Source organism: Rhodococcus sp. NFXS4 (genome assembly GCF_058139645.1).
In genome coordinates this window covers 1,234,581-1,261,141 of record NZ_CP192221.1, presented here as the reverse complement: position 1 = coordinate 1,261,141, position 26,561 = coordinate 1,234,581, and the positions used below count along the sequence as shown (strand labels likewise).

Sequence of the window (26,561 nt, the reverse complement as noted above, 5' to 3'; positions counted from 1 at the left end):
GATCAGAAGTGCTGCCATGTGGGTTTCTCCGACAACGCGTACCGGTAGTAGTCACTCGACCCCAGCACCGACGCCGCGCCCTCGTCGACGACCACGGTCACGTGCGGATGCATCTGGATCACCGACGCCGGACAGGACGCGGCCAGCGGCCCCTCCACCGACGCGGCGAGAGCCTCCGCCTTCCCCTCGCCGAGTGCGACGAGGACCAGATGGCGGGCCTCGAGAATCGTGCCCAGACCCTGGGTCACCACGTGATGCGGTACCTCGTCGGCGGAGTGGAAGAAGCGTGCGTTGTCCTCCCGCGTGCGGCGCGTGAGGGTCTTGACCCGCGTGCGGGAGACGAGCGACGACCCAGGTTCGTTGAAGCCGATGTGGCCGTCGGACCCGATGCCCAACAGTTGCACGTCCACTCCGCCCGACGCGGCGATCGCGGCGTCGTAGCGAGCGCACTCGGCCGCGACGTCCGCCGCCTCGCCGTTCGGACCGTCGATGGCATCCGGGTCGATGTCGATCTCCGCAGCGAACTCGGTGGCGATCACCGAACGGTACGACTGCGGATGGGCGGCCGGCAGACCCACGTACTCGTCGAGGAGGAACGCCCGGCAGGACGCGAACGACAACGCCTCCTCGCGATGCCGCCGACCGAGCTCCCGGTACGTCCCCAACGGGGTGGACCCCGTCGCCACGCCCAGCACCGCGGCGCCTTTCCTGACCCTGCGTTCGACGATGTCCGCCACGGTGCGGTGCACCGCCGCTGCGTCGTCACGGATGACGATCTCCATCCGGCACACCCACTTCCACTCGTCCGCGCCTCACGACGCTCGTCACGGTCAGATCGGCATCGGTGATCACGATGTCCGCGCGCATCCCGGCCGCCAGGCGCCCCACCCTGTCCTGCAGGCCGAGGAACCGAGCCGGTGTGGTCGCCCCCATGCGCACCGCCGACACCAGGTCGACTCCCGACTCGGCCACCGCCCGTCGCACGATGTCGAGGACTGTCGACGTTCCGCCCGCGATGGCTCCCGGCTCGTCGCCGTACTGCGTCAGGCGCGCCACCCCGTCCGCGACCGTCACGTCGAGCGAGCCCAATCGGTAGGGGCCGTCGCTCATCCCGGCCGCGGCCATGGCGTCGGAGACGAACACGATGCCGTCGGGTCCGACGAGGTCGACCACCATGGCGACCGTCCAGGAATCGAGATGCACACCGTCACCGATGAGTTCGAGCACCATCTCGCCGCGTCCCGCCGCCGCGAGACACGCGGCCACCGGTCCGGGCGCCCGATGATGCAGCGGCGGCATCCCGTTGAACAGATGGGTGGCGCTCACCGGCCCGGTCAGCCGCGCCAGCGCTGCCGTGACCGTGACCGCATCGGCGTCGGTGTGGCCCACGCTCGGACGGATGTCGTTCTCGGCCATCACCCGAGCGAGGGCGTCCAGGTTCGCGGTCTCCGGTGCCAGCGTCATCGACCGCACGGCTCCCCCGCCGGCCGTCACCACGGCCTCGAGGAGACGCGGATCACCCGGAACGATCGCCGCCGGATCCTGTGCACCGCAACGGCTACGGGCGAGGAACGGCCCCTCGAGATGAACGCCCGCGATGTCGCCGCGGCGCCACAGATCCGCCAGCAGTGTCGTCCTGTCGACGAGCACCTCGCGCGGGGCGGACACGAGAGAGGCGAGCATGGTCGTCGTCCCGCTGCGCACGTGATGCGCGACAGCGGCATCGACGGCGTCGGCCGTGGCATCGGGAAAGCCTGCTCCCCCGCCGCCGTGGCAGTGCACGTCCACCATGCCCGGCAGAATCGTCGAGGACGACGGCGGGACGGCGATGTCCGTCCGCTCGCGGGCCGGGCCCACCCGGACGATCCGATCGTCCTCGAACTCCACCACCCCGTCCTCGAGCACGCCGTCCACCAGGACGACGCGCCCGCGGAGGAGGGTCACGCCGAGCCGCCGCCGGCCGGCCTGTCCGTCGGCGCGGTCGTGGCGTCCGTCGATGCGGTGGTGGCCGCCGGTGCGCCGGTGGTCACCGCCGCGTCGTCGAGGGTCACGTCGTCCTCACGTCCGGGCGTGCGCAGATTCCACTTCTTGATGACGAAACTGAACAACACGTAGTAGATGACGGCGTAGACCAGGCCGATCGGGATGAGAAGCCATGCCTTGGTGGCGATGCCGTAGTTCAGCAGGTAGTCGATACCGCCCGCGGAGAAGAAGAAGCCGTCGTGGATGCCCAGTGCGTTGGTCAACGCCATCGAGGTACCGGTCAGCACGGCGTGCACGATGTAGAGCGGCCAGGCGACGAACATGAACGAGTACTCGAGCGGCTCGGTGATACCGGTGACGAAGGCCGTGAGACCGGTCGAGAGCATGATGCCGCCGACGAGCTTCTTCTGCGACGGCTTCGCGTTGCGGTAGATCGCGAAGGCAGCGGCGGGCAGCGCGAACATCATGATCGGGAAGAAGCCGGTCATGAACACTCCGGCGCTCGGGTCCCCGGCGAAGAAGCGGTTGAGGTCGCCTCGGACGATCTGGCCGCTCGCGTCCGTGTAGTCACCGACGAGGAACCACACGACGGAGTTCAGGATGTGGTGCAGGCCGGTCGGGATGAGCATGCGATTGGCGAAACCGTAGATACCGCTGCCCACGACGGAGTGATCGGCGACGGTGGTGCCCACCCAGTTCAGGGCGCTGTAGAACAGCGGGTACACGAAGGACATCAGGACGCCGACCACGAGACCGGTGATCGCCGTCAGGATCGGGACGAGGCGTCGGCCGCTGAAGAAGCCCAGGTAGTCGGGCAGCTTCTGACGGTAGAAGCGTTGCCAGAGAACGGCGGAGAGCAGACCGATGATGATGCCGGCCAGCACGCCGTAGTCGATGACGGCAGGGTCGCCGTTCGCGTCGACCTCGCCGTCGAGCACCACCGGCGACATGGCCGTGAAGACGCCGTCGACCACCATGTAACCGACCACCGCGGCCAACGCGGTGGAGCCGTCCGACTTCTTCGCCCAGCCGATCGCGATGCCGACTGCGAAGATGAGGGGAAGCCACGTGAAGACCGACTGCCCCGCGGCCGAGATCACCGAAGCGGTGGTCTCGAGCGGGGTGAAGCGTCCGAGGAGATCGGGCTGGCCGATGCGGAGCAGGATGCCTGCGGCGGGGAGCACGGCGATGGGCAGCATGAGACTGCGCCCGAATCGCTGCAACCCGGCGAGTGCGCGGGAGTCCTTCTTCTCGGTGGGCGTCTGGGGTGCGGTGTTCCCGGTGGCAGTCGTGCCGGCCATGGCGACCTTCTTCTCGTGTGTGTTGTGGACCGGTTCCATCACGGGTACTGTCCGGTCATAACCAGTTGTAGTTTGACCAGGTGGCAGCCTGATGTCAAACAGAAAGTGTGAGCACGCCCACCTGCATCGCATCGCGCCGGGGGCGGGTCACCGAGCGGAAGGAGCACCGCATGTCCAAGGCGGACGCCATCGTCGCCGGGCTCGGAGGAGCCGGGAACATCGTCGAGATCGAAGCCTGCATCACGCGGCTCCGCACCGAGGTGCGAGACGGAGCACTCGTGAACGAGGCCGCTCTCAAGGCCGCCGGAGCACACGGGGTCTTCCACAAGGGGACGGCCGTGCAGGTCATCGTCGGGCCCGAGGCGGACACCCTCGCCGAGGACATCGACGACATCCTGTGACCGACACCGCCGTGGGCAGCCCGCTCGCGGGCACCGTCATCGCACTGGCCGACGTCCCCGACCCGGTGTTCTCCTCGCAGATGGTCGGCGCCGGCGTGGCTGTCAGACCCGCTTCGACGACCGGAATGGTGGACGTCCACTCGCCCGTGTCCGGGCGCATCCTCAAGCTGCACCCTCATGCCTTCGTGGTTCTGACGGAGGACAGGAAGGGAGTGCTGGTGCACATCGGTATCGACACCGTGACGATGAAGGGCGAGGGTTTCGAACTGGTCGCGGCCGAGAAGGACTCGGTGTCGGCCGGAGACGTCGTCGTGCGCTACGACCCGGCCGCCGTCGCCGCCGCCGGATTCGACGACGTGTGCCCCGTCGTCGTGATGGACTCCGCCGCGGACTCCTTCGCGACGCCGTCGGTCGGGTCGTCCGTCACTGCCGGCGAGCCGCTCTTCACCCTCTGACGGGCCGAGGTCAGGCCAGCCCGACCAGCTTCTCCGACTCTCTCCACAGCCCGTCGACCACGGCGGGATCGTCGACCTGCCCGTTCGTGCGACCGCGAGCTTTGTGGCGGCTGTAGTAGATCCCGGCCACCTCGGCGTCCGGCTTGTCGACGGCCACCGACACCAACGGCTCGGCGCCCGACTCGGCACTGATCGAGGCCACGTACTTCAGCGGAGTCCGGTAGATCACCCGGAACAGGACGTTGGCGTTGCCGAAGTTGCTGCGCACAGCTCCGGGATGGACGGCCACCGACGTGATGCCGCGGTCGGACCACCGCTCCGTGGCGCCGCGGGTGAAGCCGATGTTCATCAGCTTGCTGGTGCAGTAGGCGCGGAACTCGGCCGGCGAGGAACGGTCGTAGGCGATGTCCTGCAGATCGATTCGTCCACCGAGGTTGCCCACGGACGACGTGTTGACGATACGACTGCCCGCCGTACCGCCGAGTCGGTCGAGCAGCAGGTGGGTGAGCAGGAAAGGCGACAGGTGATTGATCTGGACGTTCGGCTCGTGCCCGTCGGCGGTGCGCTTCGACGGATCGAACGTTCCACCCGCGTTGTTCAACAGGACGTCGATGTGATCGACGGAATCCCGCAGCTCGTCCGCGACCCGTCGCACGTCGTCGAACGAGGCGAAATCGGCCACGAACGCGCGACCACCGATCTCCGAGGCCGCGGCGGCGGTCTTCTCCGGTGAGCGGCCCACGACGAGCACCTCCGCACCGCGTTCCGCCAGGGTGCGCGCGGCGATGCGCCCGATCCCGTCGCTCGCTCCCGTCACGACGATGGTGCGACCGGTGAGCGAACGGGGAGTGGGCACGGAGGAGCCTTTCGATCTGCGGATGGAACGCCTCGACCGAAGTGTACGAGCGGACGGCGTCAGCGACGCTGTCGGCTGTGGACGTCAGCGACGCTGTGGCCGCCGCCCGCCCTGGACCTCCATCGTGAGCTGGTACCGATCGCAGCGGTACCAGCTCTCCGTGTGTTCGATCGGCCGGTCACCGCTGAACGACACCCGGTCGAAGTACAGCACCGGCGCCCCACGCTTCGTCCCCAGCAGCGTCGCGGTGTCGTTGTCGGCCGCCGTCGCGCTGACCGTCTGCTCGGCGCGATCGATGGTCTGCCCGTAGTGGGAGGACACCGCGTCGTAGATGGACTTGCTCAGATCGAGATCGACCAGGCCCGGCAGCACGGCGGCGTCGTACCACCCGTCGTCGACGCTGACGGGCTCTCCGTCCGCCAGTCGCAGCCGCTTGATGTGGTACGCCTTGCCGCCCGCGGCGATGTCCAGCGCACGGATGGTGGCCACCGACGGATCCTCGAGCCGCGCGAAGAGAACGACCGTGGTGGGTTCGAGACCCTGCGCGCGCATCTCCTCCGAGAACGACGCCAGGTGGAGCCTCGACTGGACGGGCCGACTGGCGACGAACGTGCCCTTGCCGCGCACCCGCACCAGGTGGCCCTCGTTGACGAGCTGACCGATGGCCTCGCGCACGGTGATCCGACTGACCCCGTAGTCCTCCATGAGGCGCCGTTCGCTCGGCATCAGATCGCCGGGCTGGAGTTCCTTGGTGCACCGGTGCAGCAGGATCGCGCGGAGCTGCTCGTGCTTGGGTACGGCACTGTCGCGAAGGTGGACGGGCATCACCACGGCGTGTACTCCCGAGAATCGGCGCGACCGGAGCGATCTGTGGCGCGAGCGGTACGGACTGGTCCCGTCCAACTTACTACCGTGGCTTCGCCCCGTGCGCCTTTTGCGCACCCTGGGATACGCGAAAGGCGCACGGGGATGGAATCCTCACCCGCATGACCGAGAGCACCGTCCCGTCCGCAGCCGACTGCCCCGTCCTGTGGCCCGTCGCCACCCGCTGGGAGGACAACGACCACTACGGGCACGTCAACAACGTCACGTACTACTCGTACTTCGACACCGCGGTGAACGGGTGGCTCATGCAGAGCACCGGCCTCGACATCCGCACACTCCCGGCCATCGGCGTGGTGGCCGAGACGTCCTGCAGGTTCCTCAGCCAACTGAGCTTTCCCGACGATCTGCAGGTGGGTATCGCCGTCGAGAGACTCGGCAACACCTCGATCGTGTACGCATTGAGCATCTTCCGGGTGGACGGCGAAATCCTGACCCCGGCGGCGGCGGGACGGTTCGTGCACGTCTACGTCGACGCCGAGACCCGCCGCCCGACACCCGTCCCCGACGAGATCCGCGCGGTCGTCGAGGCACTCGGACAGTGACAGCCCCCGGCCGGGTGTCCCTCGCCGTGCCGATCGGCGCGGGGGTGGTCACCGCGCTCGTCGGGTTCACCAGCTCGTTCGCGGTGGTCCTCACCGGCCTCCGATCCGTGGGTGCCAGCGAGGCGCAGGCCGCCTCCGGGCTCTTCGCCATGTCTCTGGTGATGGCGCTGGGGATCACGGGTCTCGCACTGCGCTACCGCATTCCGATCACACTGGCCTGGTCCACACCCGGTGCCGCGTTGCTCGCGGGTACCGGAGCGGTGGTCGGCGGATGGCCGGCGGCCGTGGGGGCGTTCGTGACCGTGGGCATCGCAATCGTGCTCACCGGAGTGTGGTCCGGCCTCGGCCGCGTCATCGCGGCGATCCCGGTGTCGCTGGCACAGGCGATGCTCGCCGGCGTCATCCTGCCACTGTGTCTCGAACCCGTGCGGGCGCTCGCGGACAATCCCGCTGCGGTCGCCCCCGTCGTCGTCACATGGGTCGTGCTGCTGCGCTTCTCCCCGCGCTGGGCGGTACCGGCGGCCTTCGCCGTCGCCGCCGTGGTCATCGGCATCTCGCTCACGACGGGCGACACCGAGATCGGCGCCCGATCGCTGCTCCCGAGCCTCGACCTCGTCGCACCCACCTGGACGTGGCAGGCGCTGATCGGCATCGCGCTGCCGCTCTACATCGTGACGATGGCGTCGCAGAACATCCCGGGAACGGCCGTCATGGCCTCCTTCGGCTACGCGGTACCGTGGCGAGCCTCGATGACCGTCACCGGCGTCGGCACAGCGATCACCGCACCCGCCGGCGTTCACGCCGTCAACCTCGCTGCCATCAGCGCAGCGCTCGCGGCCGCCCCGGACGCGCACCCGGACAAGGATCGTCGGTGGATCGCGGCGGTGGCTGCCGGGGCGTCCTACCTGGCCCTCGCGCTCGCCTCGGCGGCGCTGGCGACCCTCGTCGCCCTTGCGCCGGCCGGCATCGTGGAAACCGTTGCGGGACTGGCGTTGCTGGCCACCCTCGCGGCATCGCTGGCCGCCGCGTTGAGCACCGAGGCGGACCGGGTGCCGGCGGCCATCACGTTCGTCGTCGCCGCCTCGGGTGTGGCGATCGCGGGGATCGGCTCGGCCTTCTGGGCGCTCGTGCTCGGTCTCGTCGTCCGACTGGGCCTCACCCGACGCGCCTGAGGACCGGCGCTCCTCGTGCGCCTTTCGCGTATCCAGGGGTACGCGAAAGGCGCACGGGGGCGGAGCCCACTCAGAGGATCCCGGCCTCCTCCGCCGTGGCGACGGCGCGGCCGATGATGCCGTCCACCAGATCCGTCGTCGGAGAACCGTCGCGTGCCCGGTTGCGCTCGTCGTCGATGGCCCGGCGCATGACGCCCTCGGCGATGACGGACAGCTTCCACAGCGCGAGGGCGTGCCAGTACCCCACCGCGGAGACGTCGCGGCCGGTGGCGGCGGCATAGAGCTCGACCAGCTCGTTCCTCGTCGGGAAGCCCGGCAACGTGGAGGACATGAACATGCCCGCGTTGTCGTCGTCGGCCTCCGACCAGTAGGCCAGCAGCGCACCGACGTCCGCGAGCGGCTCGCCCAGCGTGCACAGCTCCCAGTCGACCACCGCGACGATCGCGTCGTCGACACTTCCCTCACCGGCTCCGCTGGTGATGATGTTGCTCAGATGGAAGTCGCCGTGCACCAACGAGACCTCGGTCTGCTCCGGAGCCGACGCCGCCAGCGCGGTGGCCAGGCGCTCGATGTCCGGAACGTCCCGCGTCTTCGATTGCTCCCACTGAGCCGACCACCGCTTCAGTTGCCGTGCAGCATACGGCTTGTGACTCGCCAGGTCGGTGAGTCCGGTGCTGTCGAGATCGACCGCGTGGATCTTGCCGAGCGTGGCGGGCATGGCCTCACCGATCGTCCGACGACGTGCCTGCGACAGTGTCTCCGCGACAGTCGGGCTGTCGACCACCAACCCGTCGACGTGACTCATCAGCACGAGGGGCGCATCGGTGACGGCGGGGTCGTCGGTGAGGGCGATCGTCGTCGGCACGGGCACCGCGGTGTCCTGCAGCGCGGACAGGATGCGGTACTCGCGAGCGACGTCGTGTGCCGACGCCAGCAACGTGCCCAGCGGCGGACGCCGCAGGACCCAGTTGCTGCCCGCGGCGTCGGTCACCGCGAAGGTCAGATTCGACTGCCCGTTACCGATGCGCTCGAAGGTCAGTGGCCCCGAGACCCCGATGTCGAGGCTCTCCATCCACGTCGTGACCGCACCGTCGTCGAGGCCCGGTGTCGTTCCCGTCGTCACTTGTCGATCTTCCGGTAGGGCGCCAGCTCGGTGCGTGCGATGGTCCGCTTGTGCACCTCGTCCGGACCGTCGGCGAGACGCAGGGTCCGCAGGTGGGCGTACATGCTGGCGAGCGGGAAGTCGTCGGAGACACCGCCGCCGCCGTGGACCTGGATGGCGCGGTCGACGATCTTGAGGGCCATCGCGGGCGCGGCGACCTTGATGGCCGCGATCTCCACGCGCGCTTCCTTGTTGCTGAACTCGTCCATCATCCAGGCGGCCTTCAGCGTGAGCAGGCGCGCCATCTCGATGTCGATGCGGGCTTCGGCGATCCAGTCCTGGATGTTGGCCTGCGCCGCGATCGGCTTGCCGAACGCCACGCGGGACGACGCACGGTCACACATGAGTTCCAGTGCGCGCTCGGCCATTCCGATCGCACGCATGCAGTGGTGGATTCGGCCGGGGCCGAGACGTGCCTGGCCGATCATGAAACCGGCACCCGGTCCGGCGAGCACGTCCTTGCCGGGGACGCGGACGTTCTCGAACAGGACCTCGGCGTGACCCTCGCGGTCCTGGTACCCGAACACGGGCAGTCCGCGCAGGACGGTGACGCCCGGCGCGTCGATCGGCACGACCATCATCGACTGCTGTTCGTACGTCGACGCCTCGGGCGCGGTCTTGCCCATGACGATCAGCACCTTGCAGTTCTGGTGCAGGGCGTTCGAGGTCCACCACTTGCGGCCGTTCAGGATCCAGTCCTCGCCGTCGGCCACCATGGACATCGCGATGTTGGTCGCGTCGGAGCTGGCGACATCGGGCTCCGTCATGGCGAAGGCCGAGCGGATGGTGCCCTCGAGCAACGGGGCGAGCCACTTCTCCTTGTGCTCGTCCGTGCCGAAGCGGGTGAACACCTCCATGTTGCCGGTGTCCGGTGCGGCGCAGTTGCAGGCCTCGGGCGCGATCGCGGGGCTGCGGCCCATGATCTCCGCGAGCGGTGCGTACTCGGCGTTGGTCAGACCGGGGCCGTAGGCGGGATCCGGGTGGAAGAGGTTCCAGAGGCCGCGCGACTTCGCGTCGGCCTTGAGCTCCTCGAGGATCGGCGGCTGGAAGTGCGGATCACCCGATTCCAGGATCTGCTGGGCGTAGACCGCCTCCGCCGGGTAGACCTTCTCGTCCATGAACGCCAGCAGGCGCTGCTGGTAGTCCTTGCACCGATCCGAGTACGCGAAATCCATGTCAGCGATCCTGTCCTGGCCGTGCGGCCGTCTCGAGAGATGTTCGGTACCGACGCATCCCGGCGATCCACCGGTCGTAGTCGGCACTCTTGTGCGAGTAGAACGTGAGCACCTCGGGGTGCGGGAGAACGAGGAACTTCTCGGTCTCCATCGCCTCGAGGACGATGCGAGCGACGTCCTCCGGTTCGAGGACGGTGCCGGCGCCGGTCACGGCGGAGGCCGCCACCGAGGCACCCTCGGCGTCACTGTCGAAGCCCGAGTTCAGGAGCGCCGTGTTGACGCCCATCGGGCACAGGCAGCTCACCGCGATGCCCTTGTCGCCGTAGGTGACCGACAACCATTCGGCGAAGCCGACGGCGGCGTGCTTGGACACCGAGTAGGTGGCCGATCCGATCTGGGTGAGCAGGCCCGCCGCGGACGCGGTGGACAGGAAGTAGCCGTGCGTTCCGCGCTCGATCCATCGCGGGATCACCACGCGCGCAGCGCGCACATGGGCGAGGACGTTGACCGACAGCGCGGTGTCCCAGGCGGCGTCGGTGCTGTCGAGCCCCATCCCTGCCGTCGTCCCGGCATTGGCGATGTAGATGTCGAGTGGCCCGAACGCCTCCTCGACCCGCTCGATCATCTGGGCGATCACCGCGTCGTCGGCGACGTCGCCGCCGACGGCGATGCACCGCTCCCCCAGTCGCGCGGCGACCGCATCGGCGGCCGCCCCGTCGAGATCGGCGACCAGGACCGAGTTCCCGGCCTCGACCAGTGCAGTGGCGAGGGCGGCGCCGATACCGGCGCCACCTCCCGTGACGATGGCGACCTTGTCTGTGACCCGCATCATTCAGATAGTAGGCATGCGCAGTGCGTGACGGGCTTTCAGGGTCAACGAACTCGAGGTCGACCTCGAGTTCAGAAAGAGGTCCGGCGCCGCTCCTGCTCGACGATCTCGTCGATGTCGCCGAGCCGCTCCATCGAACTGACTGCTCGGCGCGTGCGCATGTTCTTCGCCAGCCGCTCGCGGTGCTTGTGCGTGAACGCCCAGTACCCCGCCGTGAACGGACACGCGTCCTCCCCGACCCGCTTCTTGGGGTCGAACGCGCAGCCCTTGCAGTGGTCGGTCATGCGGTCGATGTACGCGCCGCCGGACGTGTAGGGCTTGGTCGCGATCACTCCCCCGTCGGCGTGCTGACTCATGCCGAAGACGTTGACGGGCATGACCCACTCGTACCCGTCGACGAAGTGCTCGGTGAACCACCGGGTGAGCGCCCGCGGGTCGTACCCCCGTTGCAGCGCATGGTTTCCCAGGATCATCAGGCGCGGGATGTGGTGCACCCACCCGCGATCGTGCACGCCGGCGAGGGCGTCGGACAGGCACGCTGCGGTGACCTCCTCCGCGTCGAGGGTCTGGAACCATCCGGGCAGCGGGGTGTCGGCGTCGAGCGCGTTCGTGCGCATGTAGTCCTCGCCCAGATGCCAGTAGAGGTGCCACACGTACTCGCGCCACCCGAGGATCTGGCGTACGAACCCCTCGACGCTCGCCAGCGGTGCCGTCCCGTCCCGGTAGGCCTGCTCGGCGGCGCGCGCCGCGTCCAACGGGTGCAGCACACCGAGGTTGAACGGCACCGACAGCAGCGAGTGCGACATGGTCCAGTCCGCGGCCATCACGGCGTCCTCGTAGGGACCGAACGTGGCGAGACGGGTGGCCACGAAGGTCTCCAGCGCCGACGCCGCCTCGGCTGCGGTGACGGCGAAGAGACGCGGTCCGTCCTCGCCGGACCAGTCGACGTCCATGGCGTCGAGATCCTTACGCACGCCGGCGTCGATGTCGTCCTCCTCGGGCCACCACGGTTCGGGAACACCGAGTGTCGTCCGCTTCTTGGGCGGCTTCTCCCTGTTCTCCGCGTCGAGGTTCCAGGTGCCGCTCACCGGGTTCTCGCCGTCCATCAGGATGTCGAACCGGCGGCGCTGCTCTCGGTAGAAGTTCTCCATGAGGAACGACTTCTTGCCGCCCGCCCAGTCGGCGAAGTCCGCACGGGACAGGGCGAACGTGGGGGTCGGCACGATCTCCTCGACCAGGCCCTCGTCGGCCAGTCGACGAACGAAGGCCTCCGCTCGCCGCGACGTCGGTTCGTGGACGACGACCGGGCGCCCGACGCGGGCGAGGCCCTCGCGGTAGGTGTCGGCTCGGATGTACGTGGCACGGTCGCCGAGTTCGTCCGCGAGGTGCCGCATGCCGCTGAGCAACAGATGGGCCTTCTGCCGATGACCCCGTCGACGGCCCAACGCGCGCGCGGACTCGATAATGACGACGTCACGGTCCACCATCTCCTCGGACGAGTGGACGTGGGGGCCGAGCTGATCGGCGAACACCCAGAGCGGAGCCGGAGAGGACATGCTCTGCTGTTCCCCGTCCTCCGCGGGGCCAACCGGCCGGGAACCGCTACGCGTGACCGTCCGACACCGTCACCCGACGCCCATCCTGCTCGTTCTGTGCGTGTCGGTGGGGCAACCACCGAGCGAGTTGCTCACTCTCGTCCGCATCACTTGCGCAATGCGGTCAGGCGAGCATGCTGTGAGGTGAGCCACACACGGCTCGTCCACACTGTGCGCCCTCCTCTCACGACGAGGTCCGCGCACCGGCGGAGAGGAAGCCCATGACCCGATCGGACACATCACCGCGGGGCGATCGCATCGCGCATCCCGTGCAGCTCGTCCAGCCCGACGGCCGGCGTGTGCACGACCCCGAGCACTGGCGACTCGTCGCCGACGTCGACGCCGCCCACATGCTCGACATGTACCGCGACATGGTGGTCGCTCGCCGCATCGACACCGAGGCGACCGCGCTGCAGCGCCAGGGTGAGCTGGGACTGTGGGCACCGCTGCTGGGTCAGGAAGCAGCCCAGGTGGGCTCGGCCCACGCCGTCACCGCGGACGACTACATCTTCACGAGCTACCGCGAGCACGCGGTGGCGTACTGCCGAGGCGTGCCGGTGGAGAAGCTCACCGCACTGTGGCGCGGCACCGCGCACTCCGGCTGGGATCCGGACGAGTACAACATCACCAACCCGGCGATCATCGTCGGAGCGCAGGGTCTGCATGCCACCGGCTACGCCATGGCGGCGCGACTCGACGGTGCCGAGATCGCCACGGTCGCCTACTTCGGTGACGGCGCCACGAGCGAGGGCGACATCTCGGAGGCGTTGTCGTTCTCGGTCTCCTTCGGGGCCGGCGTCGTCTTCTTCTGCCAGAACAACCACTGGGCCATCAGCGAGCCCGTCGCGCTGCAGAGTCCGCTGCCGCTCGCCTCCCGCGCCGCCGGCTTCGGCATGCCCGCCCTGCGGGTCGACGGCAACGATGCCCTCGCCGTCCTCGCCGTCACCCGTGCCGCCGCGCACCGCGCCCGCACCGGCGGAGGCCCCACGTTCATCGAAGCCATGACCTACCGCATGGGCCCGCACACCACGTCCGACGATCCGACGCGGTACCGCGCCGACGCCGAGCGCGACGTGTGGGCGGCGCGCGATCCGTTGGACCGCCTCGACAGACTGCTCACCCGCGAGGGCGCCCTGACACCGTCCGTGCGCGAGGACATCGCCGCGACCGCCGACGACGTCGCCGCCCGGCTCCGCTCCGCCACGATCTCCGCCGCCGATCCGGAGTCGTCCACCCTGCTCGACCACGTCTACGCCGAACCCCACGCTGTGGTGGACCGCCAGAAGGAGACACTGCGATGACCACCGGAACCCTCTCCCGCGCCGGCGCGACCACCGCATCGTCCGATCTTCACGTCAAGGGCACCCTCGGTGGTGCGATCAACGCAGGTCTCCGCGCCTCCCTCGAAGCCGACGACAAGGTCGTGCTGATGGGCCTCGACATCGGCAAGCTCGGCGGTGTGTTCCGCGTGACCGACAGACTGCAGAAGGACTTCGGCGATCAGCGCGTGCTCGACATGCCCCTCGCCGAGTCCGGCATGGTGGGCACCGCGTTCGGCATGGCGCTGCGCGGCTACCGCCCCGTCGTCGAGATCCAGTTCGACGGGTTCGTCTATCCGGCCTTCGACCAGATCGTGTCCCAGGTGGCCAAGATCCGGTACCGCACCGCCGGTCGCATCGGCGCCCCGATGGTCATCCGCATCCCGTTCGGTGGTGGCATCGGAGCCGTCGAACACCATTCGGAATCTCCCGAGGCGTACTTCGCCCACACGGCGGGCCTGCGCGTGGTCAGCCCGAGCACGCCCCACGACGCGTACTGGATGATCCAGCAGGCCGTGCACTCGGAGGACCCCGTCGTCTTCCTCGAGCCCAAGCGTCGGTACTGGGACAAGGGCGAATGGGCCACCGATGCGCCCGATCTGCCGCTGGACGCCGCTCGCGTGTGCCGCACCGGTACCGACGCGACAGTGGTGGCCTACGGGTCGATGGTGCAGACCGCACTGAAGGCAGCCGAGGTGGCGGAGTCCGAGGGCCACAGCCTCGAGGTCATCGATCTCCGGTCCCTCTCACCGCTGGACACCGACACGGTCTGTCGGTCCGTGCGTCGGACCGGGCGCCTCGTCGTCGTGCACGAGGACACGGGCTACCTCGGCATCGCGGCGGAGGTGGCGGCCCAGGTGTCGCAGGAGTGCTTCTACTCGCTGGAGGCACCCGTCCAGCGGGTCACGGGCTTCCACGTTCCGTACCCGCCGGCACGCCTCGAGCGGCACCACCTCCCGGACGTCGATCGAATTCTCACGGGAGTCGACACGGTTCTCGCAGGCTGACGCGCCGCACGGGAATCACTGCGCCGGGTCACAGGAATCTGCCAGCCTCGTGCGCCATCATGGGGACCCGTGAGTACCACGACGACGCAACAGATCGCGCTTCGCGCCCGACGCACCACCCCTCGGTGGTGGGCACTGACAGGAGTGTCCGCGGCGGCACTGGTCGTGCTCTACGCCGTCCTGCCGCTGCTGGGCGTGCACTACCCACCGGCGTCGGTCGCGCTCGAGGCCCTGTACGCCCCGGCCGACACGGTGCTCGACGTCATCGACGTGACGACCGTGCTGGTGGTGGTCGCCGCGCTGACGGTGGTCGCGGTGGTGCGCAAGTTGCCGTACGGCATCGGCGCGATCCTCATGCTGTGCCTCGGGTCGACCCTGACCGCGGCAGCCGGGTCGGCATGGCTGTCCGATCACATCGCGACGTCGGCACTTCCCGACGGCCGCGTGGTCGCAGCATCCTCAGTGATCGCGTCGGGTGCGCTCGTCGTGCCCGGTCGGCTGCGTCCCGTCGTCCTGGGGCTGGGCTCGGCCCTGGTCGCCGGCGTGGCCCTCGCCGCCGTGGTCACCGCGGGTGCGACAGGCATCGGCATCGTCGGGGCGCTGCTGGTGACCGGGATGTGGTGGGGCGCCGCCGGTGTCGTCATGGCGCACTCCCCCGTCGCCGCTGCCCGCGAGGCGAAGAACCCTCTCGACACCGCGGCCCTGATGCTCCGCCGCCGGTGAGCGGGCGGGGCATCAGGGCCGGGTACACCTAGAGGGCTTTGAGTTCCTCGATGACGGCGTTGACGGATTTCTTCGCGTCGCCGAAGAGCATCGACGTGCGGTCCGCCGTGAACAGCGGATTGTCGATACCGGCGTACCCGGAGCTCATCGACCGCTTGAGCACGATCACCGACCGCGACTCGTCCACGTTCAGAATCGGCATCCCGTGGATCGGCGAACTCGGATCGTTGCGCGCCGCCGGGTTGGTGACATCGTTCGCCCCGATGACGAGGGTGACATCGGTGCGGGAGAACTCCCCGTTGATGTCGTCCATCTCCTTCATCGCCTCGTACTCCACGTCCGCCTCGGCGAGCAACACGTTCATGTGACCCGGCATGCGCCCGGCCACCGGATGGATCGCGTACTTCACCTCGACACCCTTGGACTCGAGGATCGACGCCATGTCCTTGACCGCGTGCTGGGCCTGCGCGACCGCGAGACCGTAGCCGGGCACCACGATGACCTGCGAGGCGTACGCCATCTGGATCGCCGCGTCCGCCGCCGAGGTGGATTTCACCGTGCCGCCGGCATCGTCGGGGCCACCGACCGCGGACGCGCCGCCGCCACCGAACGACCCGAACACGATCGCCGGGATCGACCGGTTCATCGCCGTCGCCATCAGGTTGGTGAGGATGGTGCCGGACGCGCCGACGATCATGCCCGCCACAATCATCGCGGTGTTGTTCAGCGCCAATCCCGCCGCCGCAGCCGACAGACCCGTCAACGCGTTCAGCAGCGAGATCACCACCGGCATGTCCGCGCCGCCGATGGGGAACACCACGAACAAGCCCATCAGTGCCGCCGCGACGAGCACCAGCACGATCCACCACTGCGAGGTGCCCTCACCCGGGGTGGCGCGCAGACCGATGTAGACCGACACCGCCACCGCGAGGAGCAGCAACACGATGTTGGTGAGCTGGAAGATGCGGGCGTTCTTCACGAACGCCTTCTCGACCTTCTTGTTCAGCAGCTCCTGCAGCTTCAGGAACGCCACCAGCGAACCCCAGAACGACACCGACCCGATGACCGCCGCGAACAGTGACCCGATGACGATGTGCACCGTCGGCTCTTCACCGTGCTGGAACGCGGAGAACCCGTCGGTCTCGATGAACTCCGACCAGGCGATCAATGCGACCGTGCCGCCGCCCACGCCGTTGAACAGCGCCACCAGCTGCGGCATCGCCGTCATCTTCGTGCGCTTGGCCGGCGGGACACCCAGCAGGACACCGATGGCCAGACCGGCGGCGATGAGGATCCAGTTGATCGCCGCGGTGTCGCGGACCTCGATCAGAGTCGCCACCACGGCGATACCCATACCGACAGCGGCGATCCAGTTGCCGCGTACCGCCGTCTTCGGGCCGGTCAGACCCATCAGGCCGTAGATGAACATCGCGAACGCGACGATGTAGAGAATGTTGACGAGATTGTTCATCAGGAATCAGCACCCTTCTCGCCGGTTGCCGTCGACACAGCAGCGGGCGCCTTCTTGCCCTTGAACATGCCGAGCATGCGGTCGGTGACCAGGAACCCACCGACGACGTTGAGCGTGCCGAAGATCAACGCGACGAACGCGATGATCCGCACACCCCACGGCGCGTCCTCCGGCAACCTGCCCAACACGATGAGGGCGCCGAGCACGACGATGCCGTGGATGGCGTTGGTACCCGACATCAGCGGCGTGTGCAGCGTGTTCGGCACCTTGGAGATGACAGCGAAACCGACGAACCCGGCCAGGACCAGGATCGCGATGTTCGCGAGCAACGGTGTGTACATCAGGCGTCCGCCTTCACGGTGGTGTCGGCCGTGCGCGTCACGCACGACTTCGCGAGGACCTCGTCGGTGAAATCGGGGGCGAGGGCACCGGCATCGTCGAGCATCAGCTCGATCAGTGCCGAGATGTTCTTCGAGTACAGCTCACTCGCGTGCTCGGGCATCGTCGCCGGCAGATTCAGCGGCGAGGCGATGATGACGTCGTTCTTCACCACCGTGCGACCCGGCTCGGTGAGCTCGCAGTTGCCACCGGTCTCCCCCGCGAGGTCCACCACGACACTGCCCGGTCGCATCCCCGCGGCAGCCGCCGCGGTGACCAACTTCGGCGCCGGACGACCCGGCACCAGAGCGGTGGTGATGACGACGTCGAACGTCGAGATCGCCTTCTCCAGCGCCGCCTGCTGCTGCGCACGCTCGTCCTCGGTGAGCTCACGGGCATACCCGCCCTCACCGGCCGCGTCGATCCCCAGATCCAGCCACTGCGCACCGACCGACCGCACCTGATCGGCGACCTCGGGACGCACGTCGTACCCGGTGGCGCGGCCACCGAGACGCTTCGCCGTCGCCAACGCCTGCAGCCCCGCCACACCCACACCGAGTACCAGCACCGTCGCCGGCTTCACGGTGCCCGCCGCGGTGGTGAGCATCGGGAAGAATCGCGTCGACTCCGACGCCGCGAGCAGCACCGCCTTGTAGCCGGCGACGTTGGCCTGCGAGGACAACGCATCCATGACCTGCGCGCGGGAGATACGCGGGATTGCTTCCACCGCGAAGGCCTGCACGCCCGCGGCGGTCAACTCCGGAATGATCGTGTCCGCGTTGCGCGGCGCGAGGAAGCCGATGAGCGTCGATCCGCGACGCAGCTTGCGCACCTCGGCCGACGACGGCGGCGCCACCTTGACCACCACGTCGGCGCTGTACGGATCGCCGATGCTCGCACCGGCGTCGACGTACAGCTGATCGGGGATCAGAGCGCCCAGACCGGCACCCGCCTCCACCACCACGCGCACACCCTTGCCCGTCAGCGCGGCGACCACCTTGGGGACCAGCGCCACCCGGCGCTCCCCCTCGTTCGTCTCACGCACGACGCCGACCAGCGTCCCTGCTTCTCGAGAATCTTCCACCAGCTGTACTTCCTGTGAATGGCGGCACGTCCGCGTCCCGCGGAGCTGCACTGCCGCCGACTGTCGTCGGTTCCGAGAACGACCTCGTCGACGGTGGCTCATGTTCGCCCGCGTGAGAGGTCCTGGAGTCGGCCGGGTGGGCCCACCGCAAGGTAACGCACGACACAGACATACCGAGCGTCGAGGTCGAATGTGAGGCGGAGGTCATAACGGACCGAGTGTGTCGGTGCGACTTGGCACACTCGCTTCATGACCACCGACAGTGCCGACCCCGCATCCGACGTTCCGCAGCCCGTGCTGGAGGCCGTCCGGTCCGCGTCCCGCGTCGCCGTGCTCACCGGGGCCGGGATGTCCGCGCAGTCGGGCGTGCCGACGTTCCGCGACGCGCAGACCGGGCTGTGGGAGCGGTACTCCCCGGAGGAGCTGGCCAGCCCCGACGCGTTCGTCCGCGATCCGGATCTGGTGTGGGCCTGGTACCGCCGACGAGCGCAGCTCGTGGCCGCCTCGAGCCCGAACGCCGGTCACGTGGCCCTCGCGCAGTGGCAGAGGTCCGCACCGCAGCAGACCGTCGAGATCGCCACACAGAACGTCGACGACCTGCACGAGCGCGCCGGGTCCACCGTGCTGGCCCACGTCCACGGCACGCTGGCCGCGGTGCGGTGCTCGATCTGCGAGGAGCCTTTCGAGGGACCGGTCGACGACGTCGAGGACGGCGCGGAACGCATCGCGCCGCCTGCGTGCGGTCTCTGCGGAAGTCCGGTCCGCCCCGGTGTCGTGTGGTTCGGCGAGCCGCTCCCGGAAGCGGAGTGGGCAGCGGTCGCGGCGTCCGTCGAGGCCGCCGACACCGTCCTGGTCGTGGGAACGTCCGGCGTTGTCTACCCCTTCGCGGGGCTTCCCGCTCAGGCTCGCAGCGCGGGCGCCGTCGTCATCGAGATCAACCCGGACGAGACCGCGGTCTCCGACATGGCCCACCACGTCTGGCGGGCGACCGCGGCCGACTCCCTGCCTGCACTCGTCGCCGCCGTCACGGAGCAGCAGCGATGACCGAGTGCGTGTTCTGCGACATCGTCGCCCGCCGCGCCCCCGCGACGATCGTCCACGAGACCGACTCGGTGCTCGCGTTCCTCGACATCCGGCCCGTCACCCGCGGGCACACCCTGGTGGTTCCCAAGGTGCACTCCTCGGGGCTCGAGACACTCGACCCGGTCGTGGGTGGGCAGGTCTTCGCCGCCGGCCAGGCCCTGGCCGGCGCGATGCGCCGCAGCACCCTGGCGGCGGACGGGGTCAACCTCGCCATGAACGACGGACGCGCCGCCTTCCAGACCGTGTTCCACTCGCACCTGCATGTCGTACCTCGCCACCACGGCGATCGCATCCGCTTCGTCGCCGGCATGATCACGCGGCGTCAGAACGAGCCCGAGGCGACCGCCCGGGCAATTCGGGCCGCACTCGCCTCCTGAGGTCCGATGCAGCCGCTCAGGCGGCGGCGAAGAACCAGGAGACCACGAGAGCCCCGGGGTCGATGACGCCGCGCGCCGCGTCGCCGATGTAGCTGGCGCGGCCACGCTGGGCGACGGTGTCCGTCGTGGACTCGGCACCGCGCGTCGCAGCCTCGGCCGCCGCGGCGAGGGCATCCGGGAGCTCGACCGATCCGGCGTCCCCCAGAGCCCGTGACGCCGGGTCCAGTGCGTCCACCATGGTCTTGTCTCCCGGCTGCGCACCGCCGAGATCGGTGATGGCGGCCAGTCCGTCGGCCACTCCCGCGGCGATGCTCGCGGTGCTCGCCCCGGGACCGTCGAGGGCGACCGAGACCCGGTGGAAGAACGCACCGAAGAGAGCGCCGGACGTTCCGCCCGCATTGCCGAGGAATCCACGAGCCAGGATCTCGAACACCGCTGCGGGCGAGGCACTCTCGTCCACCGCGAAGTCGGCCAGACCGATCTGCATGTTGACGCCGAAGTCGCCGTCACCGGCTCGGCGATCGAGGTCGGTGAGCTCGTCGATCGACGACCGGACACGCTCGATGAACGACGAGACCCAGGTGGTGACGAACGGGTCGGCCGCGCCGCCGGGAAGCTCCGACGCCGCTGCCGCGTCCGTGTCGTCCACGGCGTCGTCGTGCAGGTCCTGCGCCGGCGAGCGGGGCCACGCGGGCGCCTCGGTCGGGGCGTCCCACAAACCGAGGATCTCGTCGTCGCAGCGGACGGCGGTCAACGACACCCCCGCCATGTCGAACGCCGTCACGAGGCTCCCGACGAGCGTGCGTCGGACGGTGATGCCGCGCCCCTCGAGATACCGCAGCGCGGCACCGAAGACGATGTCGAGTTCGAGCGGATGGGTCGCGCCGAGTCCGTTGACGATGAGCACGACGTCCTCGCCGCCGGACAGTCCCAGCGAATCGGCCACGGGTCCGAGCAGCGCCTCGGCGATCTCGGTGGCGGTGAGCGTCGCGACGCGCGCGGTGCCGCGTTCGCCGTGGATACCGACACCGAGTTCGACCTCGTCGTCGCCGAGCTCGAAGGACGGGGACGACGCGCCCGGAACCGTGCACGGACGGAAGGCCACCGCCATGCTGCGAGCGCCCTCGGCGACCCGCCGCCCCAGCGCGGCGACGGAGGCGAGGTCGTCGCCGCGAGCAGCGGCGGCGCCGCAGATCTTCTCGACGGCCACCGTCGCGGCGGTTCCGCGTCGGCCGGGCCCGTCCTCGCTCTCGGACGCGACGTCGTCGGCCACGAGCACCGTCTCGACCGTGATGCCGTCGGCAGCACACAGATCGGCCGCGATGCGGAAGTTGATGACGTCGCCGGTGTAGTTCTTGACCACGTGGATCACGCCGGCGCCGGCCTCGACCGCCCGCGTCGCCGCCTCGATCTGCAGCGCGTTCGGGCTCGTGAACACAGACCCCGGCACCGCCGCGTCCAACATCCCGGCGCCGACGAAGCCGGAGTGGAGCGGTTCGTGGCCGGAACCACCGCCCGACATCACGGCCACGCGCCCGTCCGTCGTGCGCTCGCGGCGCGTGAAGTATCCGGGCCGTTCGACGAAGCGGAGGTCGGCGCTGCGCCGGGCGGCGGCGCGGCAGGCGTCGACGATGACGCGGGACGGATCATCGATCATCTTGTGCAGCGACATGCACCCGACACTAACCACGTCTGCACACCCGACGCGTGCGTACTGACCTACGCTCCCGCCATGCGCCTGTTCCTCGCGTCCTACCGATTCGGGCTCGCCCGTGACCGGTTCCTCGAACTGACCGGACCACCCGGCCGCATCGCCGTCATCGCCAACGCGGCGGACTCCTGGCCCGACGCCGCGCGCGCGTCCGCGGTCACCAGTGAGTTCACCCTCCTGCGCTCGGCGGGTTTCCTCCCTGTCGAGGTCGACCTGCGCGAGTTGATGCCGAGCACGGCGCACGACGTCCTGGCTGCCTTCCCCGCCGTGTGGGTCCGCGGTGGGAACACCTTCGTGCTCCGGCGCAGGATGGCCTCGTCCGGTGCAGACGAGGCGATCGCTCGACTGCTCGCGGAGGATGCCGTCGTGTACGGCGGGTACAGCGCCGGAGCCTGCGTGCTGGGTCCGACGCTGCGGGGCGTGGAGTACGCCGACCCGCCCGGCGAGGTGGAGCCGACCACGGGCGAGGACGTGCTGTGGACCGGCCTGGGGATCATCGACGACGTGCTCGTGCCGCACTGGGCGTCGGACACTCTGGATCCCGACGGCGCGTCGGCCGCGATGGCCGCGGCGTGCGACGCGGCGGGAACGCCGTACCGCACGCTCACCGACGACCAGGTCTACGTCGTCGACGGCGGCGTTGCCGCGGTGATCTGACTGTCAGCCGCTGTGCGCGATGGGCATCTGGAACGGCGCGAGCCGGTCCATCGCCGACCACGCGAGCCGGCAACGCCGCACGGTCATCTCGTCGGCGTCACGGAGCAACGCATCGAGCAGCAGGCCCGGACGTTCGGACCACTGGGCGGCGAGGGCGTCCATCTCGGCGTCGGTGAACAGTCCCGAGCGTCGTAGCGCCGACGTCCACTCGGTCACCTCGCCACGATGGAGCGACTCGAGGGTGTCGTAGTCGACGCCGCCGGAGACGAAGTCGTAGGAGAACAGCGCCGCCGCGCACTCGAACGGGGTGTTCTTCGTCGGTCTGCGCGACGCTGTCGTCGATGGTGCAGATGCCGACCGTGTGATGTCGTGTGACGGTGCCATGAGTGCCTCCTTCTCGCCCCCTCGGTCTCGGCCCACGTGCCGATCTCCGTCATCCGGACGCTAATCCTCCGACGTGCTCTTGTCGGCACCCATCGGGGCACGATCTGGTAACAGAGTTGCTCGTGTGACTGATGTGAACATCGGCCGGACGTCGACCCGGCCACCGTTCGACGCGGTCTCCCACTGTCCCGCACCGTGTCTCGTCATTCCGGCGAGGTCACGGGCAGGGCTGGGGGTAGCGTCGAGACGTAGGACCCGCCGGTCGAGGAAGGTGAGCATCATCGACGATCTCGTGACGTCCCTGACAGACGCGGTCGGAGCCGCCATCGTGGTGACCGATCCGGACATCACCGCCGGCTATCGCCAGGACTGGGCCCGCGATCCGAACGCCGGCACTCCCCTCGCCGTCGTGCGCGCCACCAGCACGGCCGACGTCCGCGCCGTCATGCTCTGGGCCACCGAGCATTCCGTCCCGGTGGTGCCGCGCGGCGCGGGATCCGGTCTGTCCGGTGGTGCGACCGCCGTCGACGGCGGCATCGTGCTGACGACCGAGGCGATGCGCGCCGTCACCGTCGACCCGGTGACGCGGACGGCCGTGGTCCAACCCGGTCTGCTCAACGTCGAGGTCAAGGCCGCTGCGGCCGAACACGGCCTGTGGTACCCACCGGATCCGTCGTCGTTCGAGATGTGTTCGATCGGCGGCAACGCCGCCACCAACGCCGGCGGCCTGTGCTGCGTCAAGTACGGGGTGACCACGGACTACATCCTCGGTCTCGAGGTGGTCCTCGCCGACGGCACCGTCGTGAACCTGGGCGGCCCGCGTCTGAAGGACTCGGCCGGCCTGTCGCTGACCAAACTCTTCGTCGGCAGCGAGGGCGTCCTCGGCATCATCACCGAAGTGACGCTGCGACTGATCCCGGCTCAGCCACCCGCGAGCACGGTCGTGGCCACCTTCACCCGCCTGTCCGACGCGACCGACGCCATTCTGGCGGTCACCCGCTCGCTGCGGCCCGCCATGCTCGAGTTCATGGACTCCACGTCGATCAACGCCGTGGAGGACGCCATGAAGATGGGCCTCGACCGCACGGCGGCAGCGATGCTCATCGCCCGCTCCGACTCACCCGGCGCGCACCGCACCGAGGAGACCGAGACCATGGCCGCGGCGTGCACGGCCGCCGGCGCCGACGAGGTGTTCGTGACCGACGATCCCGACGAGGGCGAAGCGTTCGCCGCAGCCCGGCGCTTCGCCATCCCCGCCGTCGAACGCACCGGATCCCTCCTGCTCGAGGACGTCGGAGTTCCACTGCCCGCACTCGCGGACCTGGTGCAGGGAATCGCGAAGATCGCCGATGCCCGCGGCGTCGTCGTCGCCGTCATCGCCCATGCGGGCGACGGGAACACGCACCCGCTGATCGTGTTCGACCCCGAGGACGCGGACATGGAGGAGCGTGCGCACCAGGCATTCGGCGAGATCATGACGCTCGCGATCTCGTTGGGCGGCACCATCACCGGGGAACACGGTGTCGGCCGGCTCAAGAAGGCGTGGTTGCCGGATCAGGTGGGCGAGGACGTCATGGAGCTGACCCGGCGCATCAAGCACGCCCTCGATCCCGCGGGCATCCTGAATCCCGGTGCCGTGCTCTAGTTCCGGGTGTACCCGTCGGCGACCTCGAGCACCTCGTCGAGGATCTCGAGTCCCCGACGGATGTCCTCCTCCGTCGTGACGAGCGGCGGCGCGATCTGCAGCCGATTGCCCGCCACGAACGGCCACAGCCCGCGCTCCTTGGCCGCCTTCGTGACGGCCGCCATGGGAGCCGCGGCGGCGCCGGTGGCGTTGAACGGTGTCAGCGGCTCGCGGGTGCCCTTGTCCGTCACCAGTTCGACGGCCCAGAAGAACCCCATGCCCCGCACGTCACCCACGCTCGGATGCGCCTCACCCAGCTTGGTGAGCCCCGGCCCGAGGACGTCCTCCCCCACGGCGCGGACGTGGCCCAGGATGTCGTCGCGCTCGAACACCCGGATCGACGCGATACCGGCGGCGCAGCCGAGCACGTGGCCCGAGTAGGTCAGACCTCCCGGATACGGCATGTGGTCGTACCGCTGCGCGATCTCCTCGGAGATCACCACTCCGCCGAGGGGGACGTAGCCGGAGTTCACACCCTTCGCGAACGTGATCAGATCTGGCTCGACGCCCCACGCCTGGCACGCGAACCAGTGCCCGGTCCGGCCGAAGCCCACCATCACCTCGTCGGCGATGTACACGATGCCGTAGCGAGTGCAGAGTTCGCGGACACCGGCCAGATACCCCGGCGGCGGGACCAGCACGCCGTTGGTGCCGACCACCGACTCGAGAATGAGCCCCGCGATGTTCTGCGGTCCCTCCAGCGTGATGACCATCTCGAGGTGGGCCAGCGCCGCGGCCGTCTCCTCCTCGGGGCCGGTCGAATTCCAGGGTGACCGATAGGGATACGGCCCGAAGAACCGGACGACGTCGACGTTGGTCGGCTCGGTTCCCCACCGGCGCGGCTCTCCCGTCAGACCGATGGCCACACCGGTGCCGCCGTGGTACGACCGGTACGCGGCCAGCATCTTGGTCCGCCCGGTGTGCTGGCGAGCGAACCGCACGGCGTGCTCGACGGCCTCGGCCCCGCCCGTGGTGAAGAAGACCCGGTTCAGGTCACCGGGAGCGCGCTCGGCGATCAGTCGAGCGAGTTCGCTGCGCTTGTCGTTCGCGACCGTCGGGGAGATGGTGGTGAGCACACCGGCCTGCTCGACGATCGCCGCCACGATGTCGGGGTGCTGGTGCCCGATGTTGACGTTGACCAGCTGCGAGGAGAAGTCGAGGTACTTCCTGCCCTGGTCGTCCCAGAAGTAGGACCCGGACGCCCCGGTGATGGTGACCGGGTTCAGCTCCGCCTGCGCGGACCAGGAATAGAAGACATGGTCGGTCATGTACCACCTCCGTTATCGGGCGATTCCGGATTCCGTCGCCACCTCTGACGTCATCATGGCAGGAAGAACCGACTCGCCGTAGGCATCCAGCGTCGCGGTCTTCGCATCGTGTTGGAGGTAGACCGCGAACTGGTCCACACCGAGAGACTCGAGCTGCCGGAGGCGCTCCACGTGCTGCTCGGGCGAGCCCAGGATGCAGAACCGGTCGACGATCTCGTCCGGCACGAAGTCGGCGTGCGTGTTGCCGGCTCTGCCGTGTTGGTTGTAGTCGTACCCCTGGCGGCCGGCGATGTAGTCCGTGAGAGCGGCCGGGACACCGGAGGTCGCTCCGTAGCGGGACACGATGTCCGCCACGTGGTTTCCCACCATGCCGCCGAACCACCGGCACTGATCACGCGCATGCGCGGCGGCGGCCGCGGAACCGTCGGTGACGTAGGCGGGGGCGGCGACGCAGATGGTCACGGCATCGGGGTCGCGCCCCGCCTTCTCGGCGGCGCCGCGGACGGTGGCCACGGTCCACTCGACGATGTCGGGATCAGCGAGTTGCAGGATGAACCCGTCGGCGACCTGCCCGGTGAGTTCCAGTGCCCGCGGGCCGTATCCGGCGATCCACACCTCGAGCTCGGACCGCGACGCCCACGGCAGCCGCACGGTGGTCTCGCCGATGCGGGCGGACCGCCCGTTGCCGAGTTCGCGGATGATCTCGACCGACTCGGCGAGCCGCGCGATCGTGGTGGGCTTCCCACCCAGAGTGCGCACCGCGGAGTCGCCGCGGCCGATCCCGCACACGGTGCGGTTGCCGTACATCTCGTTGAGCGTGGCGAACGTCGACGCCGTCACCGTGACGTCACGCGTCGACGGGTTGGTCACCATCGGTCCGACGACCACCGTGCGGGTGCTCGCGAGAATCTGACTGTGGATGACGTAGGGCTCCTGCCACAGCAGGTGCGAATCGAAGGTCCACACGTGGGAGAAGCCGTGCGTCTCGGCGATGCGAGCGAGTTCGACCACCCGCGAACTGGGTGGAGTGCACTGCAGCACTACTCCGAAGTCCATCCC

27 protein-coding genes are annotated in these 26,561 nt (G+C 69.1%); 11 read left to right on the top strand and 16 right to left on the bottom strand.

Annotated features, from left to right (window positions below; all coding sequences use genetic code 11):
- Positions 1-2: 2 nt before the first annotated feature.
- From nagB to J4E04_RS05805, 3 genes are read right to left on the bottom strand one after another with little or no spacing between them, the layout of a single operon-like run.
- Complete coding sequence (gene nagB, locus J4E04_RS05815) at positions 3-782, bottom strand: glucosamine-6-phosphate deaminase (protein ID WP_490150143.1); 780 nt, start codon at positions 780-782, stop codon at positions 3-5.
- Positions 763-1,944, bottom strand: coding sequence for an N-acetylglucosamine-6-phosphate deacetylase (locus J4E04_RS05810; RefSeq protein WP_490150142.1), 1,182 nt, complete (start codon positions 1,942-1,944; stop codon positions 763-765). Before J4E04_RS05810 ends, nagB begins: the two co-directional genes overlap by 20 nt.
- Complete coding sequence (locus J4E04_RS05805; RefSeq protein WP_490150506.1) at positions 1,941-3,182, bottom strand: PTS transporter subunit EIIC; 1,242 nt, start codon at positions 3,180-3,182, stop codon at positions 1,941-1,943. Before J4E04_RS05805 ends, J4E04_RS05810 begins: the two co-directional genes overlap by 4 nt.
- Before the next feature lie 272 nt (positions 3,183-3,454).
- Here J4E04_RS05805 and J4E04_RS05800 point away from each other — a divergent pair, with 272 nt between their 5' ends.
- Together J4E04_RS05800 and J4E04_RS05795 are read left to right on the top strand one after the other, a co-directional pair.
- On the top strand, positions 3,455-3,685 hold the full coding sequence (locus J4E04_RS05800) for a PTS sugar transporter subunit IIB (protein WP_027507251.1): 231 nt from the start codon (positions 3,455-3,457) through the stop codon (positions 3,683-3,685).
- Positions 3,682-4,140 (top strand): PTS sugar transporter subunit IIA, encoded by a 459-nt coding sequence (locus J4E04_RS05795; protein WP_027507252.1) that lies wholly within the window; start codon positions 3,682-3,684, stop codon positions 4,138-4,140. The genes J4E04_RS05800 and J4E04_RS05795 overlap by 4 nt, the downstream gene beginning before the upstream one ends.
- A gap of 10 nt (positions 4,141-4,150) precedes the next feature.
- Here J4E04_RS05795 and J4E04_RS05790 read toward each other — a convergent pair whose 3' ends face one another.
- Both J4E04_RS05790 and J4E04_RS05785 read right to left on the bottom strand, forming a co-directional pair.
- Positions 4,151-4,996, bottom strand: coding sequence for an SDR family NAD(P)-dependent oxidoreductase (locus tag J4E04_RS05790; RefSeq protein WP_490150141.1), 846 nt, complete (start codon positions 4,994-4,996; stop codon positions 4,151-4,153).
- An 84-nt stretch (positions 4,997-5,080) separates the two neighbouring features.
- A complete protein-coding gene (locus J4E04_RS05785) occupies positions 5,081-5,824 on the bottom strand; it encodes a GntR family transcriptional regulator (protein ID WP_056448583.1) in 744 nt (247 codons plus the stop codon).
- A 158-nt stretch (positions 5,825-5,982) separates the two neighbouring features.
- Between J4E04_RS05785 and J4E04_RS05780 the strand changes: the two genes are divergently transcribed.
- Both J4E04_RS05780 and J4E04_RS05775 read left to right on the top strand, forming a co-directional pair.
- On the top strand, positions 5,983-6,423 hold the full coding sequence (locus tag J4E04_RS05780) for an acyl-CoA thioesterase (RefSeq protein WP_490150140.1): 441 nt from the start codon (positions 5,983-5,985) through the stop codon (positions 6,421-6,423).
- Positions 6,420-7,595: a benzoate/H(+) symporter BenE family transporter gene (locus tag J4E04_RS05775; protein ID WP_490150139.1), complete on the top strand. Its 1,176-nt coding sequence runs from the start codon at positions 6,420-6,422 to the stop codon at positions 7,593-7,595. Before J4E04_RS05780 ends, J4E04_RS05775 begins: the two co-directional genes overlap by 4 nt.
- A 70-nt stretch (positions 7,596-7,665) precedes the next feature.
- Here J4E04_RS05775 and J4E04_RS05770 read toward each other — a convergent pair whose 3' ends face one another.
- From J4E04_RS05770 to J4E04_RS05755, 4 genes are all read right to left on the bottom strand, one after another.
- Positions 7,666-8,667: a phosphotransferase family protein gene (locus J4E04_RS05770; RefSeq protein ID WP_490150505.1), complete on the bottom strand. Its 1,002-nt coding sequence runs from the start codon at positions 8,665-8,667 to the stop codon at positions 7,666-7,668.
- Positions 8,668-8,714: 47 nt separating this feature from the next.
- Positions 8,715-9,932, bottom strand: a complete 1,218-nt coding sequence (locus tag J4E04_RS05765; RefSeq protein ID WP_027507258.1) for an acyl-CoA dehydrogenase family protein — start codon at positions 9,930-9,932, stop codon at positions 8,715-8,717.
- A gap of 1 nt (position 9,933) precedes the next feature.
- Positions 9,934-10,761, bottom strand: a complete 828-nt coding sequence (locus J4E04_RS05760; RefSeq protein WP_027507259.1) for an SDR family oxidoreductase — start codon at positions 10,759-10,761, stop codon at positions 9,934-9,936.
- Positions 10,762-10,832: 71 nt separating this feature from the next.
- On the bottom strand, positions 10,833-12,317 hold the full coding sequence (locus tag J4E04_RS05755; RefSeq protein WP_490150138.1) for a cryptochrome/photolyase family protein: 1,485 nt from the start codon (positions 12,315-12,317) through the stop codon (positions 10,833-10,835).
- 260 nt (positions 12,318-12,577) lie between these two features.
- On the opposite strand from J4E04_RS05755, the gene pdhA reads away from it, so the two are divergent.
- The 3 genes from pdhA to J4E04_RS05740 all read left to right on the top strand — a co-directional run bounded on the left by pdhA (position 12,578) and on the right by J4E04_RS05740 (position 15,405).
- Positions 12,578-13,657 carry a pyruvate dehydrogenase (acetyl-transferring) E1 component subunit alpha gene (pdhA, locus tag J4E04_RS05750; RefSeq protein ID WP_490150137.1) on the top strand — a complete coding sequence of 360 codons (1,080 nt, stop codon included), beginning with the start codon at positions 12,578-12,580 and terminating at the stop codon, positions 13,655-13,657.
- Positions 13,654-14,682 carry an alpha-ketoacid dehydrogenase subunit beta gene (locus J4E04_RS05745; RefSeq protein WP_082544673.1) on the top strand — a complete coding sequence of 343 codons (1,029 nt, stop codon included), beginning with the start codon at positions 13,654-13,656 and terminating at the stop codon, positions 14,680-14,682. Before pdhA ends, J4E04_RS05745 begins: the two co-directional genes overlap by 4 nt.
- Before the next feature lie 69 nt (positions 14,683-14,751).
- Positions 14,752-15,405: a hypothetical protein gene (locus J4E04_RS05740; protein WP_490150136.1), complete on the top strand. Its 654-nt coding sequence runs from the start codon at positions 14,752-14,754 to the stop codon at positions 15,403-15,405.
- A gap of 28 nt (positions 15,406-15,433) precedes the next feature.
- On the opposite strand, the gene J4E04_RS05735 is transcribed toward J4E04_RS05740, so the two are convergent.
- The 3 genes from J4E04_RS05735 to J4E04_RS05725 are packed head-to-tail and all read right to left on the bottom strand — an operon-like array spanning position 15,434 to position 18,341.
- A complete protein-coding gene (locus tag J4E04_RS05735; protein WP_307091923.1) occupies positions 15,434-16,876 on the bottom strand; it encodes an NAD(P)(+) transhydrogenase (Re/Si-specific) subunit beta in 1,443 nt (480 codons plus the stop codon).
- Positions 16,876-17,217 carry an NAD(P) transhydrogenase subunit alpha part 2 gene (locus tag J4E04_RS05730; protein ID WP_056448442.1) on the bottom strand — a complete coding sequence of 114 codons (342 nt, stop codon included), beginning with the start codon at positions 17,215-17,217 and terminating at the stop codon, positions 16,876-16,878. Before J4E04_RS05730 ends, J4E04_RS05735 begins: the two co-directional genes overlap by 1 nt.
- On the bottom strand, positions 17,217-18,341 hold the full coding sequence (locus J4E04_RS05725) for an NAD(P) transhydrogenase subunit alpha (protein WP_261775823.1): 1,125 nt from the start codon (positions 18,339-18,341) through the stop codon (positions 17,217-17,219). The genes J4E04_RS05730 and J4E04_RS05725 overlap by 1 nt, the downstream gene beginning before the upstream one ends.
- 246 nt (positions 18,342-18,587) lie before the next feature.
- Here J4E04_RS05725 and J4E04_RS05720 point away from each other — a divergent pair, with 246 nt between their 5' ends.
- The gene (locus J4E04_RS05720) at positions 18,588-19,382 is read left to right on the top strand and encodes an SIR2 family NAD-dependent protein deacylase (protein ID WP_222639166.1); all 795 of its coding nucleotides are present in this window, start codon (positions 18,588-18,590) and stop codon (positions 19,380-19,382) included.
- Complete coding sequence (locus tag J4E04_RS05715; protein ID WP_490150135.1) at positions 19,379-19,798, top strand: HIT family protein; 420 nt, start codon at positions 19,379-19,381, stop codon at positions 19,796-19,798. Before J4E04_RS05720 ends, J4E04_RS05715 begins: the two co-directional genes overlap by 4 nt.
- Before the next feature lie 16 nt (positions 19,799-19,814).
- On the opposite strand, the gene dhaL is transcribed toward J4E04_RS05715, so the two are convergent.
- The gene (gene dhaL / locus J4E04_RS05710) at positions 19,815-21,470 is read right to left on the bottom strand and encodes a dihydroxyacetone kinase subunit DhaL (protein WP_490150134.1); all 1,656 of its coding nucleotides are present in this window, start codon (positions 21,468-21,470) and stop codon (positions 19,815-19,817) included.
- A gap of 60 nt (positions 21,471-21,530) precedes the next feature.
- On the opposite strand from dhaL, the gene J4E04_RS05705 reads away from it, so the two are divergent.
- Entirely contained in the window at positions 21,531-22,166 is a 636-nt protein-coding gene (locus J4E04_RS05705) for a Type 1 glutamine amidotransferase-like domain-containing protein (RefSeq protein WP_373428265.1), read from the top strand.
- Between the two features lie 3 nt (positions 22,167-22,169).
- Here the strand turns inward: J4E04_RS05705 and J4E04_RS05700 are convergent, their stop codons facing one another.
- Positions 22,170-22,550, bottom strand: a complete 381-nt coding sequence (locus J4E04_RS05700; protein WP_231476246.1) for a hypothetical protein — start codon at positions 22,548-22,550, stop codon at positions 22,170-22,172.
- A 271-nt stretch (positions 22,551-22,821) separates the two neighbouring features.
- Between J4E04_RS05700 and J4E04_RS05695 the strand changes: the two genes are divergently transcribed.
- Positions 22,822-24,195 (top strand): FAD-binding oxidoreductase, encoded by a 1,374-nt coding sequence (locus J4E04_RS05695; protein WP_490150133.1) that lies wholly within the window; start codon positions 22,822-22,824, stop codon positions 24,193-24,195.
- Here the strand turns inward: J4E04_RS05695 and J4E04_RS05690 are convergent.
- Positions 24,192-25,502 (bottom strand): aspartate aminotransferase family protein, encoded by a 1,311-nt coding sequence (locus tag J4E04_RS05690; RefSeq protein ID WP_490150132.1) that lies wholly within the window; start codon positions 25,500-25,502, stop codon positions 24,192-24,194. The two genes, J4E04_RS05695 and J4E04_RS05690, sit on opposite strands and share 4 nt — an antisense overlap.
- Positions 25,503-25,514: 12 nt before the next feature.
- Complete coding sequence (locus J4E04_RS05685; RefSeq protein WP_490150131.1) at positions 25,515-26,558, bottom strand: TIGR03842 family LLM class F420-dependent oxidoreductase; 1,044 nt, start codon at positions 26,556-26,558, stop codon at positions 25,515-25,517.
- Positions 26,559-26,561: the final 3 nt, after the last annotated feature.

Coding starts and splice junctions, on each gene's coding strand:
- nagB (WP_490150143.1), bottom strand. CDS start 782: ATGGAGATCGTCATCCGTGACGACGCAGCGGCGGTGCACCGCACCGTG.
- J4E04_RS05805 (WP_490150506.1), bottom strand. CDS start 3,182: ATGCTGCCCATCGCCGTGCTCCCCGCCGCAGGCATCCTGCTCCGCATC.
- J4E04_RS05800 (WP_027507251.1), top strand. CDS start 3,455: ATGTCCAAGGCGGACGCCATCGTCGCCGGGCTCGGAGGAGCCGGGAAC.
- J4E04_RS05780 (WP_490150140.1), top strand. CDS start 5,983: ATGACCGAGAGCACCGTCCCGTCCGCAGCCGACTGCCCCGTCCTGTGG.
- J4E04_RS05770 (WP_490150505.1), bottom strand. CDS start 8,667: ATGGAGAGCCTCGACATCGGGGTCTCGGGGCCACTGACCTTCGAGCGC.
- J4E04_RS05765 (WP_027507258.1), bottom strand. CDS start 9,932: ATGGATTTCGCGTACTCGGATCGGTGCAAGGACTACCAGCAGCGCCTG.
- J4E04_RS05760 (WP_027507259.1), bottom strand. CDS start 10,761: ATGCGGGTCACAGACAAGGTCGCCATCGTCACGGGAGGTGGCGCCGGT.
- J4E04_RS05755 (WP_490150138.1), bottom strand. CDS start 12,317: ATGTCCTCTCCGGCTCCGCTCTGGGTGTTCGCCGATCAGCTCGGCCCC.
- pdhA (WP_490150137.1), top strand. CDS start 12,578: ATGACCCGATCGGACACATCACCGCGGGGCGATCGCATCGCGCATCCC.
- J4E04_RS05745 (WP_082544673.1), top strand. CDS start 13,654: ATGACCACCGGAACCCTCTCCCGCGCCGGCGCGACCACCGCATCGTCC.
- J4E04_RS05735 (WP_307091923.1), bottom strand. CDS start 16,876: ATGAACAATCTCGTCAACATTCTCTACATCGTCGCGTTCGCGATGTTC.
- J4E04_RS05730 (WP_056448442.1), bottom strand. CDS start 17,217: ATGTACACACCGTTGCTCGCGAACATCGCGATCCTGGTCCTGGCCGGG.
- J4E04_RS05720 (WP_222639166.1), top strand. CDS start 18,588: ATGACCACCGACAGTGCCGACCCCGCATCCGACGTTCCGCAGCCCGTG.
- J4E04_RS05715 (WP_490150135.1), top strand. CDS start 19,379: ATGACCGAGTGCGTGTTCTGCGACATCGTCGCCCGCCGCGCCCCCGCG.
- dhaL (WP_490150134.1), bottom strand. CDS start 21,470: ATGTCGCTGCACAAGATGATCGATGATCCGTCCCGCGTCATCGTCGAC.
- J4E04_RS05705 (WP_373428265.1), top strand. CDS start 21,531: ATGCGCCTGTTCCTCGCGTCCTACCGATTCGGGCTCGCCCGTGACCGG.
- J4E04_RS05700 (WP_231476246.1), bottom strand. CDS start 22,550: ATGGCACCGTCACACGACATCACACGGTCGGCATCTGCACCATCGACG.
- J4E04_RS05690 (WP_490150132.1), bottom strand. CDS start 25,502: ATGACCGACCATGTCTTCTATTCCTGGTCCGCGCAGGCGGAGCTGAAC.
- J4E04_RS05685 (WP_490150131.1), bottom strand. CDS start 26,558: ATGGACTTCGGAGTAGTGCTGCAGTGCACTCCACCCAGTTCGCGGGTG.